This is a genomic window from Pantoea sp. X-Soil-TKNS-1211 (assembly GCF_059730495.1).
The window spans coordinates 1,575,571-1,591,340 of record NZ_AP035953.1 but is presented as its reverse complement, the minus strand read 5'-3'; the positions used below and the strand labels follow the sequence as shown (position 1 = coordinate 1,591,340).

Below are 15,770 nucleotides of genomic sequence, written 5' to 3'. Positions count from 1 at the left end.
AATGTAATAATTTGCTACACATCACTGATTTGCGCCCAGTTTACGGGAGTTGAAATGAAGCTGTTTTTGGCTGCGACGAGTCTGTCTATCTTACTCGTAACAGCATCCTGCCATGCCATTACCCTGAAACTTGATCCGGAGATCGATCTTCTGGTGCTGGATGGGCGCAAAATTTCCGGTTCTCTGCTTAAAGGCGCTGATAGCCTTGAGCTGGATCGTGGTCAGCACCAATTCTTGTTTCGCGTTGAAAAATCTCCCGCGACCTCCACAGACAATGGCCCGCATTATCAGTCTGTGCCGATGATTGTGACGTTTACCGCCAGCGGCAAAACGGTGGCCATTCGCCTGCCTGCACTGGGCAGTCGGCGTGAACGACATGCCTTCGATAAGTCGCTAAACTTCCAACTGGTTGATGAACAGGGTAAAGAGATCGCCAGTATTCGCGACCGCCTGCCCTCTCAGACAGCGGGCGATCTTGAGCAAGCCATGCTGAATTATAACCGTAATGGCCAGGTCGCCTCGGTGCCGCGCTTTGCTGTGCAAACCAGCAGCACACCAGATATTCAGTTGAACGCCGATTTTGCCTGGCAGGAAGCCAGCGATCTGCCCTCACTACAGCGCTGGTTTGAACGTTTTGATGCCGCCACCCGTTTGCGTTTTCTCAGTTGGATGAAAACCTTACGCGCAAGTTGATAGGAACGAAACGCCAGGGGTACACTCGTGCATTACTTAACCTAGCCCGAGAAGAGTCAGGAAGCCCTATGGAGCAGACCGTTCGTACCCTCAATATTCAGAAACACATTGCCCTCGTCGCCCACGATCATTGCAAAGCCTCATTGCTGGACTGGGTGCAGAAAAACCAAAGCACACTCCAGTTACATGTCCTGTATGCCACCGGTACCACCGGCAATCTGATCAATCGCCATACCGGCCTTGAGGTGAATGCGATGCTGAGCGGCCCGATGGGCGGCGACCAACAGGTCGGTGCGTTGATTTCCGAAGGGAAAATTGATGTGTTGTTCTTCTTCTGGGACCCACTCAATGCCGTGCCGCACGATCCGGACGTCAAGGCGCTGCTGCGTCTGGCAACGGTGTGGAATATCCCGGTTGCCACCAACCGCGCCACCGCAGACTTCCTGATCCAGTCACCACTGTTTGCCAGCGAAGTTGAGATTCAGATCCCCGATTATCCGCGTTACCTGGCAGAACGCCTGAAATCATAATGCCTCAGGCCTTCCTGCTTTGCGGCACGCCTAAATCGCGGAAGTGTTCGACAAACACGGAAGGCCGTTCCTTATCAAACAGTAACCAAACCTGTTGGCGTGCACGCGTTAACGCCACGTACGCCAGACGACGCTCTTCGGCATCCGGAAAAGCCTCTGGCTGTGGCAGCAATCCCTGCTCCATGATCGATTCACGAGCAGCAGCCGGGAAACCATCTCGACCGTCATGCAGACCCAGCACAATGACAAAGTCGGCCTGCTGCCCTTTACTGGCGTGAATGGTCATAAAGTCCAGTTGCAGTTTCGGCCAGCGCGTTTTGGCTTTATCCAGCAGCGCCGGACGCAGATGATGGTAGCGCGCCAGCAGCAGTACCCGTTCATCCAGCTTCACATAACCACTCAGTTTATCGAGAAGCGGTTCCAGTTGATCCTGCGTCAGCAAGGTCACCGATTTTTTATTGCCTTTAGTAAGACTATTCAGTGGCTTACGCAGCTGATGTGGGTTTTGTTGCACAAAACGGTTGGCGATTTCACCGATGCGGTCATTGAAACGGTAAGTGGTATCCAGTACACAGCGGTCACCTTCACCGAAATAGTGATGGAAGGCCGTGGTCAGACTCATCTCGGCACCGCTGAAGCGATAAATGGCCTGCCAGTCATCACCGACGGCAAACAGTGAGGTTCGCTTATTTTGTTGACGTAGCGCTGTCAACAATGCCGCACGCTGTGGCGAGATATCCTGAAACTCATCCACCAGAATATGCTTCCACGGGCTGATAAATCGTCCCTTTTCCAGAATGGCAATCGCCTGATGGATCAGCCCGGAGAAGTCGACAGCCCCCTCTTCTTTCAACGCGCTTTTCCAGGCTTTCAGGATAGGTGCCATCAATTTAATGCGTTTACTAAATTGATCACGCTGTTCCTCAGGTACATCAGCAATCATCGCCGCCTGAGCACCACCGTGCATACGCATTAGCCCCAGCCAGCGCTCCAGCCGGGATGCCAGCCGCTGTGCCAGTTTGTCATCCTGCCAGAACGGCCCCTCAGCAATTTCCCATTCCAGCTCTTCCTGCAACCATTGACGCCAGCCACTGGCCTGCGCTTTTTTACTGTTGCATTGCTCACGCCAGCTCTCAATCAGCAACTGACGGCGGGCATTGCTGTCGCTCTCCAGCTTGCTGATGGCGGGCTGTTTATTGCTACCTTCACGAATGATATGCAATGCCAGCGCATGGAACGTTCGCGCTTGAATCGCGCTTTCACCCAGCCGGGACTGGATACGATCGTTCATCTCTTCCGCCGCCTGACGTCCAAAGGCTAACAGCAGAATCTGCTCAGGCTGCGCCAGTTTGCGCTGTAACAACCAGCCAGCGCGGGCCACCAGCACCGAGGTTTTTCCGCTGCCAGCCCCTGCCAGTACTAATAATGCGTCTTCGCCATTGACCACCGCTTCACACTGCGAAGGATTAAGTGGCGTGGTTTCAACCGTGGAAAAGAACGTCTGATACTGCTGTAAAATTTTTGCTGTCCATTCTCGGTTGCGCTGACGAATCGCGGTTTCGCCCTGCCCAAGCCATTGCTGGCAGAACTGCCACAATTCGCGGCAATTCTCGAATTTTTCCAGGCGTGATACCGGTAAAGGTAAGGCGGAGAACTGCCGGGTAATACTTTCTTTAACCGCCTGCAATTCGCTACGCTTTAGCCAGCGGTCCTGCCCGGTAAACGCGAAAATTTCCTGCTGTAATCCCGTCAATACCTCGACGCAGACCGCACTCATCTCCTGACTCCACTGCTGCCAGGCGTGTTGCAGGTAATGAAAAAAACGCTGGGTTTCCTGCCATTCCGTGCCATGTAATCGGACGACTTTTTCTTCCGGCAGCAAAAACTCCAGCTCACCCCACACCAGCCCCCTTTTACAGGATATATCGAGTAACTGATTGAAAGGGATAAGATATTCGTGACGATCGCCGCTAACTTCCACCCCTGCTTCCAGCAGGCGTACGCGATTATAAGGGTGCTGAGCCAGACGTTTGCCCATTGATGTTGCTTTCAGTTCCATGTCCGCACCGTGTTCAGCAAGAGGATTATCGCGCAGTTTACCTGTCAGACCCTTGACGCTCCAGCCTTAAAACAGGCTAAACTGGGCAACACATATTGCGGATTGCAAAAGGAAAATCGTGTTATGCGCACCGTGCTCAACATTCTCAACTTTGTACTGGGTGGCGTTTTTACCACCCTGAGCTGGTTGCTGGCGACGCTGGTCAGCATCATTCTTATCTTCACACTGCCATTAACGCGTTCCTGCTGGGAGATAACTAAACTTTCTCTGCTGCCATTCGGTAACGAGGCAGTACATATCGATGTGCTGCGTCCCGACAGCAAAAATCAGGTAATGAACGCCGGTGGAACGTTTCTCAACATCTTCTGGCTGGTGTTTTTCGGCTGGTGGCTGTGCCTGATGCACATTTCAGCGGGTATCGTGCAGTGCCTGACCATCATCGGCATTCCCGTCGGGATTGCTAATTTCAAAATTGCCGCCATTGCGCTGTGGCCAGTCGGACGGCGTGTCGTCTCGGTAGAAGAAGCACAGGCCGCACGGGAAGCGAATGCCCGTCGTCGTTACTGAGGCGAAGCCATGATGCATGAAGCCTTACCCGGCTGGCGCCGTTATTTGTTTAATAGCAGTTTGCGCTATTTGCTGCGCATTTTTTTCGCCCTTGCGGGTTGTGCCGCTGTTCCCTGGTGGTTACAGCAGATTGAGTGGACGATTCCCCTCACGCTTGGCGTGGTTGCAGCGGCACTGGCCGATCTTGATGATCGCCTCGCGGGGCGTCTGCGCAATCTACTGATTACGCTGGTCTGTTTCTGTATCGCTTCGGTATCCGTCGAGTTACTGTTTCCGCACCCCTGGGCATTCGTACTCGGCCTGGCCCTCTCAACCTGGGGTTTTATTCTGCTGGGTGCCCTCGGGCAACGTTATGCCACCATCGCCTTTGGTGCGTTACTGATTGCGGTATATACCATGCTCGGCGTGGGTTTGTTCCCACAATGGTGGATGCAACCAGCACTGCTGCTGCTGGGAGCCTTATGGTACAACCTGCTGACCCTGGTAGGCCATGTCATGTTTCCGGTACGCCCGGTGCAGGAGCAACTGGCCGCCAGTTTTTCTCAGCTGGCGCGTTATCTGGACGCCAAAGCCAACCTGTTCGATCCTGATGGCGACGAGCAAGATGATACGAACCTGATTGCCACTGCAATGGTAAATAGCCAACTGGTGGCTCAACTTAATCTGACCAAAAGTACCATTCAGAGTCGGTTACGTGGCGACCGGGGTTCACGTAGCACCCGACGCAGCCTGCATTATTATTTTGTGGCGCAGGATATTCATGAACGCGCCAGTTCCTCACATCTGCAATATCATCAACTGCGCGACGACTGGCGTTATACTGAAGTGCTATTTCGCTTCCAGCGCGTGCTTAACATGCAGGCGCAGGCCTGCCGTCAGTTAGCTGAAACCCTTTTCTTACGCCAGGCCTGGCATCATGATACGCACGTTGAGCGCGCCTTCGAACGGCTGGAAACCGCGCTGCAACGCTTGCAACAGAATACCCCGGATGACGCCCATATTCGTGCGTTGTTCTGGTTGCTGCGTAATTTGCGCGCCATCGACGCGCAACTGGCGTCGATCGAGTCAGAACAGCAGTTGGCACAACCGGCCGCATCCAGCGATGACAATCTTTCCAGCGACGGGCCAGGTAGCTGGGCGGATATTCGATTGCGCATTAGTCGTCATCTCACGCCATCATCCGCACTTTTTCGTCACGCGGTCAGAATGACACTGGTGTTGTGCATCGGTTATGGGTTTATCCAGCTCACCGGAGTGCATCGCGGCTACTGGATTCTGCTCACCAGCCTGTTTGTCTGCCAGCCGAACTACAATGCCACCCGACGACGCCTGGCGCTGCGTATCGGTGGCACCCTGGCTGGGATTGCCATCGGGTTACCGGTACTGTGGCTGGTGCCTTCTATTGAAGGACAATTGGTGTTAATTGTGCTCAGCGGTGTGCTGTTTTTCGCGTTTCGCCAGATTCAATATGCTCAGGCAACGCTATTCATTACCCTACTGGTATTATTATGCTTTAACTTGCTGGGCGAAGGCTTCGAAGTCGCGCTGCCACGTGTGGTTGATACGCTACTCGGTTGTGGCCTCGCCTGGCTGGCCGTTACTTTCGTCTGGCCGGACTGGCGTTTCCGCCAGTTGCCCGCCGTTGCCGAGCGCACCCTCAATGCCAACTGCCGCTACCTTGATGCAATTATGGAGCAGTATCACCAGGGGAAAGATAACCGTCTGGCTTATCGTGTTGCGCGTCGGGATGCACACAATGCCGATGCCGAACTGGCTTCGGTCGTATCCAACATGAGTAACGAAGCCCGCTACCAGCAATCTTTACGTGAAAACGCCTTCCGCTTGCTCTGCCTGAATCACTCCTTCCTCAGCTATATTTCAGCGCTGGGTGCTCATCGTGTCGGGTTAAATGACGCCACGCTATTGAAGCTACTGGATGATGCTGTGTGCTTTGTTGATGATGTTTTGCAAATTGAACGCGTCAGCGATGCTGAAGCAACTCGGATGCAGCAAGTTCTGCTGCATCGCCTGACAGAAATGAAAGCCAGTACCGAAACACAAGCGCCGCTGGTTTTACAACAGTTGGGATTGTTACTTGCGCTTTTGCCTGAAATTGCGCGCCTGCGTCGTACCCTCGCGGCAGAGTAAGACCAGGAACACTCTGCTGCTAGCGGAGTGTTTTTTGATACCACGCGCAAAGCTCTTCTCTCACCTCACGAGGTAATGCCGCCTCGTGATGGCCTGAGATCGCCCCTTCTAATGCCAGCAGCGTTTTCAGACCAATATGTTTATTAATGGCCCGCAGTTTCAGCCAACTTTTTTTGGCCCCAATTTCACACAAGTGTTTGACCGAACAGATACCGACCTTATACAGCATCATCTCCATACGCAGGCTGAGATTGGGCAAGTCCTTCAGCCGCAGTGAGACATAGCGAGTTTGCAGCTCCTCACGCGCAGCACGTAACGCACTCGAAGAGAGCTGCATTAACTGTTCCGGTTCCTGCCAAAGACGCGTGTCGACCTTGTAATAACTCAGTGTCACCGGCATACCGCGTTTACTGTAAATCAGCGGCTCCATTGGACATCGTGTCGCATAGTTCGTTACCGCTTCGCAGGCTCGTAGATACAGCGCATCTTCATTGATGAACGCAAAGACGACCTTCTCTACTGACAAGGCATAACCACCAAACTGCGTGCGGGATTCGATTTCGCCTAATGCGGCTAAATGGGCTTTAGATTGTTCAACCATCGGGTGAGATTTTTTCATCCTGATACCTTCCTGAATTCCTTTTACCAGAACTGTCCTAATAAATACTTCATGTATTCATCAGGTTAGAAGATATTGAAAACGATCCAGCTGTTCAATGAATAAATGCGTTTAAGGTGAAAATTTGTGCGAATTTGCGAGACGTTTTCAGAAATTGAGGTTGATCTTTGTCCAGGAACTCATTACTGTATATTCATACAGTTCATTACTGAGTGATTAAATTATGCGTACTCAATTCTCTGGCACCGCTGATCGTTCTCACCGTTTTGCGACTTCAGACGTAGCGCAGCCCTCTTTGGGTGGCATTACCGAATTGCGCTATAGCGAGCAACCCGGAATGATGCAGCTTTTGTTGCTGCCGGTATTGAAACAATTGAGCCTGCAATCGCGCTGGCAGCTCTGGTTAACGCCGGCACATAAGATCAACCGTCACTGGATGCAGCAGTCGGGTTTACCGCTGGAAAAGAGCATGCATATCACGGAGTGCGAACGCTATAGCACGGTAGAAAGCATGGTTAAAGCGCTACGCACCGGCAACTATAGCGTTGTTCTGGCGTGGATCCCTTATGAACTGAGTGATGATGAACGCCGTGAATTGAAACAGGCTGCCGCAGAAGGTGAAGCGTTGGGTCTGGTGATGCGTCCTCAGGGACACGAGACGGTTTTGAGCAGACAACCATCAGCGTCAAAAATTCCCTCAGATTTGTTTCATTAAGTAAAATTAGGATTTTTCTCACACTGATTTTTGCGGAAGATGACGCTAAGCCACTGATTCTTGTCCCGCCAGCTTAGACAATGGCTTAGCAGATTTTTTTAATTCTGATCACGAAGATTATGCCATGTCAATTGTTAAAATGTGTGTATAAATCCCTGTTTTTTTATCGCCTGGCGTCACATCATACTTGTAACTTTCCAATCTCGTTGTAGACTTTACCTCGCCAGGGTGCTCAATAACCTCCGTTTTTTCGGTAGAGTCATAAGCGAGCATTTTGACCCGGCGAAGGATTAAACCCAGAGCAAACTATTTTTGCTCATTGCCTATTTGGATGATAACGAGGCGCAAAATGAAAAAGACAGCTATCGCAATTGCAGTGGCATTGGCTGGCTTCGCTACCGTAGCGCAGGCCGCTCCTAAAGATGACACCTGGTATACCGGTGCTAAACTGGGCTGGTCTCAGTATCATGATACTGGTTACTACGGTAACGGTTATGAGAACAACAACGGTCCGACTCACGAAAGCCAGCTGGGCGCAGGTGCCTTCCTTGGCTACCAGGCTAACCCATACCTGGGCTTCGAGATGGGCTACGACTGGCTGGGCCGTATGCCGAACAAAGGCAGCGTAACTAACGGCGCATTCAAAGCACAAGGCGTTCAGCTGGCTGCTAAGCTGAGCTACCCGATCACTGACGATCTGGACGTGTACACCCGTCTGGGCGGCATGGTATGGCGTGCTGACTCAACTCAGACCAACCCGACCACTGGCCGCATCAGCGACCACGACACCGGCGTTTCTCCGCTGGCTGCTGTTGGTGTTGAATACGCACTGACCAAAAACTGGGCAACTCGTCTGGACTATCAGTGGGTTAACAACATCGGCGACGCTGGCACCGTTGGCGCACGCCCTGACAACAGCATGCTGAGCGTCGGTGTTTCCTACCGTTTCGGTCAGGATGAAGCTGCTGCACCGGTTGTTGCTCCGACTCCGGCACCAGCTCCGGTTGTTGAAACCAAGCGTTTCACCCTGAAGTCTGACGTTCTGTTCAACTTCAACAAAGCAACCCTGAAACCGGAAGGTCAGCAGGCTCTGGATCAGCTGTACAGCCAGCTGAGCTCACTGGACCCGAAAGACGGTTCAGTCGTGGTTCTGGGCTTCACCGACCGCATCGGTTCAGAGCAGTACAACCAGAAACTGTCTGAGAAACGCGCTCAGTCTGTTGTCGACTACCTGGTATCTAAAGGTATCCCGGCTAACAAGATCTCTGCACGTGGCATGGGCAAATCTAACCCGGTTACCGGCAACACCTGTGACAGCGTGAAAGGCCGCAATGCCCTGATCGACTGCCTGGCACCGGACCGTCGCGTTGAAATCGACGTGAAAGGTATCAAAGACGTGGTAACTCAGCCGCAGGCTTAAGTTTTCGCGTGATAAAAACCCCGCTTAAGCGGGGTTTTTTTATGCCTGCCTGACAGCAACGAAAAAATCACTCGCTCCCGGCATCCTCTCCTTTGCCAAGAATCGCCTGGAGATCTTGTTTCAATGTCGACATCTGGCTGGCGTACTTCTCTTTGCGTTCCGCATCTTCAATCAACTGGACAATGGTCTCAGAAAGCGTGCTGCTGCGACGCTGTGCCAGTCCTGCCAGCCGTTGCCACACCAGATACTCCAAATCGATCGATTTCTTCCTGGTATGCTGATGCTCAGCATTGAAGTGGCGTTTACGACGAGCACGGATAGTCTGCTTAAGACGATTCTCCAAATCCGGATGAATGTGCTGGACAATCCAGTCGTTAACCTCGACAGGGCTATTCTCCATCGTCAGCAACGCGTCTACCGCTGCCTGAGCAGCACTCAGCTCCAGATGACGGGTGATCTGCTCACCTTCCCGATGCTTTTTCACCAGGTATTTCCACTTCCATCCACTTTCAAGATTTTCGAGCTGCTGGTATTTCATCGGAATCTCATCGTGATCACGTAACAAACTAAGAATAACAGCTTTTTTCCTGGATGCAGCAAGGAAAAACATGTTGCGGCCATCACAATTCGGGCCGGAACTCCGCAGTGCTTAACCTGGTTGATTCCTGTATAATCGCGCTTTTCCCGAATTCGACGAATGGAATATTTTGACCAGCTCTCAACTTACGTGGCAAGCCCTGCAGCCGGATAGCACCCGCTACCAATCCATTTTCTCCAATGTCTCACTGGAAGATAGCGATAGTCTAGCCGCGGTCCAGCCGCGTCTGCTGAATGCCCTGGCGCATTTACACCATCAACAACAGGGTTTCCCGCTGCTGCTGTTACGTAGCCAGGAAAACAGTGACTATCTCGCCTGGATTGCCTCCGCCGCGCAACGTTTTCAGCCAGATGAAGAATCCCTGTTTGGTGGTGATTATCTGGTGATGGGTGACAATGTCAGCCTGTTGCCACCAGCGGAAAACCGCCCTTTCACCAGCCAGGGTGGTGTGCACTATGCCGACTGGATCGAATTTGAGCAGCTATTCGGCTGCGTCCGTCAGTTCAAGGACCGTATACAGCTTGAGCCAGGCTTAATCCATCGTGCCAATGGTGGCACCCTGATCCTCAGCGTCAATACACTCCTGGCACAGCCCCTGATGTGGTTACGGCTGAAAAAATGCATTGAGCAGGGTCGTTTTGAGTGGCACTCCCAGGATGAACGCCAGCCGCTACCGGTCGCTATTCCACCGCTGCCGTTACAGCTGCGCCTGATTTTATGCGGCGAACGTGATGCATTGGCCGATTTTCAGACTCTGGACACTGAAGCACATGAAATGGCGCTTTACAGTGAGTTTGAAGAGAGCATCCAGTTGGTGGATGAAGATGATATGACCGCCTGGTGCCAGTGGACGCTGACTCAGGCCGATCTGGCCGGTTTGGCGGCACCGGAAGCAGACTTCTGGCCATTATTGATTAATGAAGCTGTCCGGAACACTGGCGATCAGGACATCTTACCGCTTTGCCCACGATGGTTGCGTCGCCAAATGCAGGAAGCCGCTCTGCACGGTGATTCCCTCAATGCCGAAGCATTGAGGGATGCGCTGGAAGCCCGCCAGTGGCGCGAAAGTTTCCTCGCCGATCGCATGCGTGATGAAATTCTGCTAAACCAGATCATGATTGAGACAGAAGGAGAAGTCGTCGGTCAGATCAATGGCCTGTCCGTGATTGAGTTTCCCGGTCATCCACGTCCATGGGGTGAACCGTCGCGTATTACCTGCGTGGTGCATCCGGGTGATGGTGAGTTCACCGACGTAGAACGTAAAGCGGAGTTGGGCGGCAATATCCATGCAAAAGGCATGATGATAATGCAGGCCTACCTGATTGCCGAGCTGGAGCTGGAACAGCAGCTCCCCTTCTCAGCCTCACTGGTGTTTGAACAGTCCTATTCTGAAGTCGATGGCGATAGCGCCTCTCTGGCCGAGCTTTGCGCGCTGATCAGTGCACTGGCAAATCAGCCACTAAATCAGCAAATCGCCGTGACCGGTTCGGTTGATCAGTTTGGCAATGTCCAGCCAGTAGGCGGCCTTAATGAAAAAATTGAAGGCTTCTTCAGTATTTGCCACGAACGTGGTCTTACCGGCCAGCAGGGTGTGATTTTGCCTGCCAGTAATGTCCGTCATCTGAGTCTGAATGCTGCGGTTGTTGAAGCAGTGCAGCAGGGCCAGTTTCATATCTGGGCAATTGAAAGCGTCGACGAAGCATTACCCTTGCTGACCGGTGTGGTGTGGCAAAGTGAAAGCGGGGAATCCTTGCTGAGCGCCATCCAGGAACGTATCGCGCAGCTGAATCAGCAGGAAACGCATCACCGTCCGTGGCCCTTACGTTGGCTGAACTGGTTCAACCACAGCTGATAGCATTGCCCAGCGTACAACTGTTCGCTAATATTCGGGCTTCACTAAATAAGGCTTATTGAGAACATGGTAGATAAACGCGAATCCTATAGCAAAGAAGACCTGGTTGCCTCAGGTCGCGGAGAACTGTTTGGCGAAAACGGACCGCCGCTTCCATCAGGCAATATGTTGATGATGGACCGCGTGGTCAAAATGACCGAAGACGGCGGAAAATACGACAAAGGCTTTGTGGAAGCCGAACTGGATATCCGCCCTGACCTGTGGTTCTTTGATTGCCACTTCATCGGCGATCCGGTAATGCCAGGCTGTCTGGGTCTGGATGCCATGTGGCAGCTGGTTGGTTTCTATCTGGGCTGGTTAGGTGCAGAAGGTAAAGGCCGCGCTCTGGGCGTCGGCGAAGTGAAGTTCACCGGTCAGGTGCTGCCAACTGCGAAGAAAGTGTCTTATAAAATTCACTTCAAACGTGTCATCAACCGTAAACTGGTGATGGGCGTGGCTGATGGCGAAGTGTTTGTCGATGGTAACCTGATTTACTCCGCGACTGACCTGAAAGTGGGCTTGTTTAAAGATACTACGGCTTTCTAAACATTATCCCGCGTCAAAATGACAACCTCCGCATTATGCGGAGGTTTGTTCCTTATTGATAGACATCCGGCAGTGCTAAGCCACCGCCGACCTGTCCTCCATGGCTTGTCGCCAACCTCCCAACCAGTGAGACCGTGCGTCGATCATTTGATACGGGCAAATCTCTTTTGAGCGTCCCGTAATACCGGCCTGATAGCCTCGTGAATGTGCTCGTTCCAGGCGGTCTCGTTTCTGTCTCTTCATACCTCGTTTCCCTCATTTCAGGTCTGGTGGAATCTGGTGGAAAGATAGAGTGGCGGAATAATGTTCAACCACTCTAACGTTCTAACGCCATGCGCCTAAAAGATCAATGCGCAAATTTCACGCCAATGTCATAAATATGACCTGAAACCGACATCACAGAATGAGGTAAATTTTCGGAAAAATCGCTTATCTGGCTGATTAGCCGATAAAAAAGTCCCTGATATTTTTGCCACTCGTTAATGGCAAATCAAGGACTTAGATATTCTTCGAACAATTCTTAATTTAGCGCGATCGCATTATTCGCTATCTGCTGGGCGACTTGTTGCCAGCCCAGCGCTAACGTACGCACCAGGGCATCATAACCATCTTCCGTCTGTGGTAACGCCAGATTAAAGCCATGTTTGATTAGGCGTCCTTCATGTTGTAACACCCATTCGCCACTCACAATTGCTTTACCATCATAGCGCCCCTGAAAACCGGTCACGTTGACGGTCAGCGTGTCGTGCGTCTCACCCAACGGTGAGCCAGACACCAGGCGGCCTGGCAGCGCGCGACTCAGATTATTCACCAGCGTTTGCTGCAATTGCTGGTCGAGTGGACTGGCCCATTGATTATTAGCGGCAATGACGTATTTCACATCACTGGTTTGATACACCAGGCCATTACCCGCCAGATAATCCGGTACACTGACTTGCTGTACCCACAGCATCGGCCGCGTGCTGCTGGCATCGCTGCTCACAGGTGCCATCGCGGCTCCTGCGGGCAGTTGATAGTACGTGGTTTCAACGGTGCTGCTGCAACCTGCCAGCAGCAGCAGCGCTCCAATCATCAGCCCTTTTTTCACTGTTTCGCCCTCTTTGGCTGTGGATCCTGACCCGGTTTGGCTTCAAACACCAGCGCGTTGCTTTTGCCGTTCAGTGTCTTCAACACCGGCTGTAATTCACGCAGCGTCTTATCAAGCTGCTGCATATCGCCCACCAGCTTGTTATAGGCTGGCGATCCCGGTTGCAGCCCTTTCATACTGCGGTTCAGTTCACGCAACGTCTGCTGCATATCGGCCGGCAGCGTCTTCATCGCCGGGCTGGCAGTGATCTGATTCAGGTTGTTCAAGGTTTTTTGCAACTGCTGCAGTGTTCTCTGACTCTCTTTCAGCGTACCGGTTGCTTCATTGATCATCGGATTCAGCGGGAGATTGTTAATCTTATCCAGTGCCGCCATCAGTTTTTGTTGGATCTGACTGAGGCCGCCACTGACCGTCGGAATGACTTCTAATCCGGCAACTTTATTCGGCCCTTGATACGCCGCCACATTGTCATAGAAATCCAGATCAACGTAGAGCGCGCCCGAGAGGAGATTGCCGGTTTTCAATGTGGCACGCAGGCCGCGTTTTTTACCATCTTGCAGATGCTGCTCAAGGTTGAAATCTCCGCCCAGTCGGCTGATAAAGCGATCGGGTTCAATACGAATCAATACTGGCACGCGATAATCGTTGTCCAGAGCCTGATCCAGGCCAGGGATCATGTAAGGTGCTTTTGCCACAGTGCCAAGGCGGATACCGCGAAACTCAACCGGTGCTCCCACCTGCAAACCACGAATGGAATCGGAGAAGAACATCAGAAAATCGATATGTTTGGTATAGAGCGAATCCTGGATGCTGCGCTGGTCGTCAAACAAATGGTATTCCGCCTTGTTCTGCGCCACTTCGCCCAACTCCCAGCCGGTCGGCACATCAAAGCTCACACCGCCACTGAACAGCGTGGTCAGCGAACCCATCTCGACACGCATGCCTGATGAGGACATATCCACGGCAATGCCGCTGTCCTTCCAGAAACGCACATTGGTGGTGACCAGCCGATCATAAGGCGCAGAGATAAACAGCTGATAGGTCATCATGCGTTTATCGGTATCGAAGGTGCTGGTCTCCACTGACCCAACCCGGTAGCCGCGGAACAGCACCGGATCGCCCGGATTGAGCTGACCGGCTTTGTTGCTATCAAGCGTGACGCGAATACCTTTAGCGTCAGGCGGTGCCAGCGGCGGCGCATCCAGCAACGGGTAACTTGTCGGTTTGTCACCCTTGGTACCCGGCTGCAATTCAATGTAAGCACCCGATAGCAAGGTGCCGAGGCCGGTAATCCCCTCCCGACCAATCTGTGGTTTAACCACCCAGAATACGCTGTCGCCATGCAACAGTTTTTCCATACCGGAATTCAGGCGCGCAGTGATTTCCACATGATGCAGATCGTCGGTCAGCACCGCACTTTCCACCACGCCGACATCTACGCTGCGGCTTTTAATCGTGGTTTTGCCCGCATCGATACCTTCGGCGTTTTCGGTAATCAGCGTCACCTCCGGCCCTTGATGGCTGAAGTGATAAAAAAGAATCCATCCGCCGATCAACAGCGTGACGATGGGTACAATCCAGACCGGCGACCAGCGTTTAATCTGGTCGACGTTAGCAATTCCCTGATGATTGTCCGTCAAGACGCGGCTCCTTACGTTCGGTTTTCCGTACACGATCCCAGATCAGGCGCGGATCAAAAGCCAATGCCGCAAACATAGTGAGAATCACCACGATCGCAAACAATAGCGCACCTGGCGCTGGGTAAACACTCATCAGCCGCCCCATCCGCACCAACGCGGAAAGTACAGCAATGACAAATACATCGATCATTGACCAGCGCCCCACAAACTCGACCACCTCATACACCAGATGCATCTTCTCGCGGTCATGCTGACCCCGCCCACTGGCATCCCAGCACAACCAACCGATCGCCAGCATTTTCAGCGACGGCACCATGATACTGGCGATAAAAATCACCAGCGCTACCGGCCAGGAACCGTCACTCCACAGCAAAATCACTCCTGCCATAATGTTGGAGGGATATTGTGTGCCTAACGTTTCCGTCACCATGATCGGCATAATATTGGAAGGAAGGTAGAGGATCAGCGAAGTCAGCAGCAATGCCAGGGTCCATTGCAGACTGTGAGGTCGCCGTGCATGCGCCACTACGTTACAGCGGCTACAGTGATTACGTTCAACAGGCATAATGGCGGTACAGCAAGGACAACGTCTCATCCCCTGCTGCAAACCGCTGATACCTGCTTTGGGTGCATGTGGCAGCGCGGGCAATGGCGCGATCTTCTGCCACACCCAGCGGCGATCCACCACCTGAAACGCGCGCAGTTGTAATAAACAAAACAGGCACCACGCCCAGAAACTCAGACCCAGACCAATCTCACCGTAGGCCATCAGTTTGACAAAACTGACCAGTACCCCGGCCATGAAAATTTCCGCCATGCCCCAGTTACGTAACTGAAACAGGATGCGTGCCAGCACCAGACGCAGGTGATGCGGCATTCTGACCTGATTGACCAGCAATATAATGGTCACCATGCAGAATGCCGGAATACCTTGCACGAACAGCAAGAACAAGGTCGCGAGGCTGCTGTAATCCTCGCGCACCATCACATTGGGAATTTCCGGCAGCGAGATTTCACTGCTCAGACCGGCGACATGCATATTGACGAAGGGGAACAGATTCGCCAACACCAGCATAAACAACGCGGCAAAGGCATAACCGGTTGGACGCTTTTGCGGTTCGTGCCAGTTTGCCGTCAGTGTGGTATGGCAGCGCGGGCAACGCGCCCGGCTGCCGACCGGTACAGCAGGCAATTTAACCGTTAAATCGCACTGTGGACAGAGTATCCACGATTGCGTATCACCCGCTGCACACATAC

General features: G+C 52.6%; 14 protein-coding genes and 1 pseudogene. 8 read left to right on the top strand and 7 right to left on the bottom strand.

Features of this window, described 5'->3' with window-relative positions; all coding sequences use genetic code 11:
- Nucleotides 1-54 precede the first annotated feature (54 nt).
- Both AC6I8W_RS07515 and AC6I8W_RS07510 read left to right on the top strand, forming a co-directional pair.
- Nucleotides 55-693, top strand: coding sequence for a YccT family protein (locus AC6I8W_RS07515; RefSeq protein ID WP_497837608.1), 639 nt, complete (start codon nucleotides 55-57; stop codon nucleotides 691-693).
- A 68-nt stretch (nucleotides 694-761) separates the two neighbouring features.
- A complete protein-coding gene (locus tag AC6I8W_RS07510; protein ID WP_497837607.1) occupies nucleotides 762-1,223 on the top strand; it encodes a methylglyoxal synthase in 462 nt (153 codons plus the stop codon).
- Between the two features lie 4 nt (nucleotides 1,224-1,227).
- On the opposite strand, the gene helD is transcribed toward AC6I8W_RS07510, so the two are convergent.
- Nucleotides 1,228-3,282 (bottom strand): DNA helicase IV, encoded by a 2,055-nt coding sequence (gene helD / locus AC6I8W_RS07505; RefSeq protein ID WP_497837606.1) that lies wholly within the window; start codon nucleotides 3,280-3,282, stop codon nucleotides 1,228-1,230.
- A 123-nt stretch (nucleotides 3,283-3,405) separates the two neighbouring features.
- On the opposite strand from helD, the gene AC6I8W_RS07500 reads away from it, so the two are divergent.
- Together AC6I8W_RS07500 and yccS are read left to right on the top strand one after the other, a co-directional pair.
- Entirely contained in the window at nucleotides 3,406-3,849 is a 444-nt protein-coding gene (locus tag AC6I8W_RS07500; protein WP_480370085.1) for a YccF domain-containing protein, read from the top strand.
- 9 nt (nucleotides 3,850-3,858) lie between these two features.
- Nucleotides 3,859-5,997, top strand: a complete 2,139-nt coding sequence (gene yccS / locus AC6I8W_RS07495) for a YccS family putative transporter (RefSeq protein ID WP_497837605.1) — start codon at nucleotides 3,859-3,861, stop codon at nucleotides 5,995-5,997.
- 19 nt (nucleotides 5,998-6,016) lie between these two features.
- On the opposite strand, the gene AC6I8W_RS07490 is transcribed toward yccS, so the two are convergent.
- Complete coding sequence (locus AC6I8W_RS07490) at nucleotides 6,017-6,616, bottom strand: TfoX/Sxy family DNA transformation protein (RefSeq protein ID WP_497837604.1); 600 nt, start codon at nucleotides 6,614-6,616, stop codon at nucleotides 6,017-6,019.
- A 223-nt stretch (nucleotides 6,617-6,839) separates the two neighbouring features.
- Here AC6I8W_RS07490 and sulA point away from each other — a divergent pair, with 223 nt between their 5' ends.
- Together sulA and ompA are read left to right on the top strand one after the other, a co-directional pair.
- The gene (gene sulA / locus AC6I8W_RS07485; protein ID WP_497837603.1) at nucleotides 6,840-7,331 is read left to right on the top strand and encodes an SOS-induced cell division inhibitor SulA; all 492 of its coding nucleotides are present in this window, start codon (nucleotides 6,840-6,842) and stop codon (nucleotides 7,329-7,331) included.
- Between the two features lie 349 nt (nucleotides 7,332-7,680).
- Complete coding sequence (gene ompA, locus AC6I8W_RS07480; protein WP_497837602.1) at nucleotides 7,681-8,751, top strand: porin OmpA; 1,071 nt, start codon at nucleotides 7,681-7,683, stop codon at nucleotides 8,749-8,751.
- 67 nt (nucleotides 8,752-8,818) lie between these two features.
- On the opposite strand, the gene matP is transcribed toward ompA, so the two are convergent.
- The gene (gene matP / locus AC6I8W_RS07475) at nucleotides 8,819-9,289 is read right to left on the bottom strand and encodes a macrodomain Ter protein MatP (protein ID WP_497837601.1); all 471 of its coding nucleotides are present in this window, start codon (nucleotides 9,287-9,289) and stop codon (nucleotides 8,819-8,821) included.
- 53 nt (nucleotides 9,290-9,342) lie between these two features.
- On the opposite strand from matP, the pseudogene AC6I8W_RS07470 reads away from it, so the two are divergent.
- Both AC6I8W_RS07470 and fabA read left to right on the top strand, forming a co-directional pair.
- A pseudogene (locus AC6I8W_RS07470) lies at nucleotides 9,343-11,201 on the top strand (AAA family ATPase).
- 66 nt (nucleotides 11,202-11,267) lie between these two features.
- Nucleotides 11,268-11,786: a bifunctional 3-hydroxydecanoyl-ACP dehydratase/trans-2-decenoyl-ACP isomerase gene (gene fabA / locus AC6I8W_RS07465; RefSeq protein WP_013508549.1), complete on the top strand. Its 519-nt coding sequence runs from the start codon at nucleotides 11,268-11,270 to the stop codon at nucleotides 11,784-11,786.
- A gap of 75 nt (nucleotides 11,787-11,861) precedes the next feature.
- On the opposite strand, the gene rmf is transcribed toward fabA, so the two are convergent.
- The 4 genes from rmf to pqiA form a co-directional block, all read right to left on the bottom strand.
- The gene (gene rmf / locus AC6I8W_RS07460) at nucleotides 11,862-12,029 is read right to left on the bottom strand and encodes a ribosome modulation factor (protein ID WP_013508548.1); all 168 of its coding nucleotides are present in this window, start codon (nucleotides 12,027-12,029) and stop codon (nucleotides 11,862-11,864) included.
- A gap of 277 nt (nucleotides 12,030-12,306) precedes the next feature.
- The gene (gene pqiC / locus AC6I8W_RS07455) at nucleotides 12,307-12,873 is read right to left on the bottom strand and encodes a membrane integrity-associated transporter subunit PqiC (RefSeq protein WP_497837600.1); all 567 of its coding nucleotides are present in this window, start codon (nucleotides 12,871-12,873) and stop codon (nucleotides 12,307-12,309) included.
- Complete coding sequence (pqiB, locus tag AC6I8W_RS07450; RefSeq protein WP_497837599.1) at nucleotides 12,870-14,513, bottom strand: intermembrane transport protein PqiB; 1,644 nt, start codon at nucleotides 14,511-14,513, stop codon at nucleotides 12,870-12,872. The genes pqiC and pqiB overlap by 4 nt, the downstream gene beginning before the upstream one ends.
- Nucleotides 14,485-15,768: a membrane integrity-associated transporter subunit PqiA gene (pqiA, locus tag AC6I8W_RS07445; protein WP_497838128.1), complete on the bottom strand. Its 1,284-nt coding sequence runs from the start codon at nucleotides 15,766-15,768 to the stop codon at nucleotides 14,485-14,487. The genes pqiB and pqiA overlap by 29 nt, the downstream gene beginning before the upstream one ends.
- Nucleotides 15,769-15,770 lie beyond the last annotated feature (2 nt).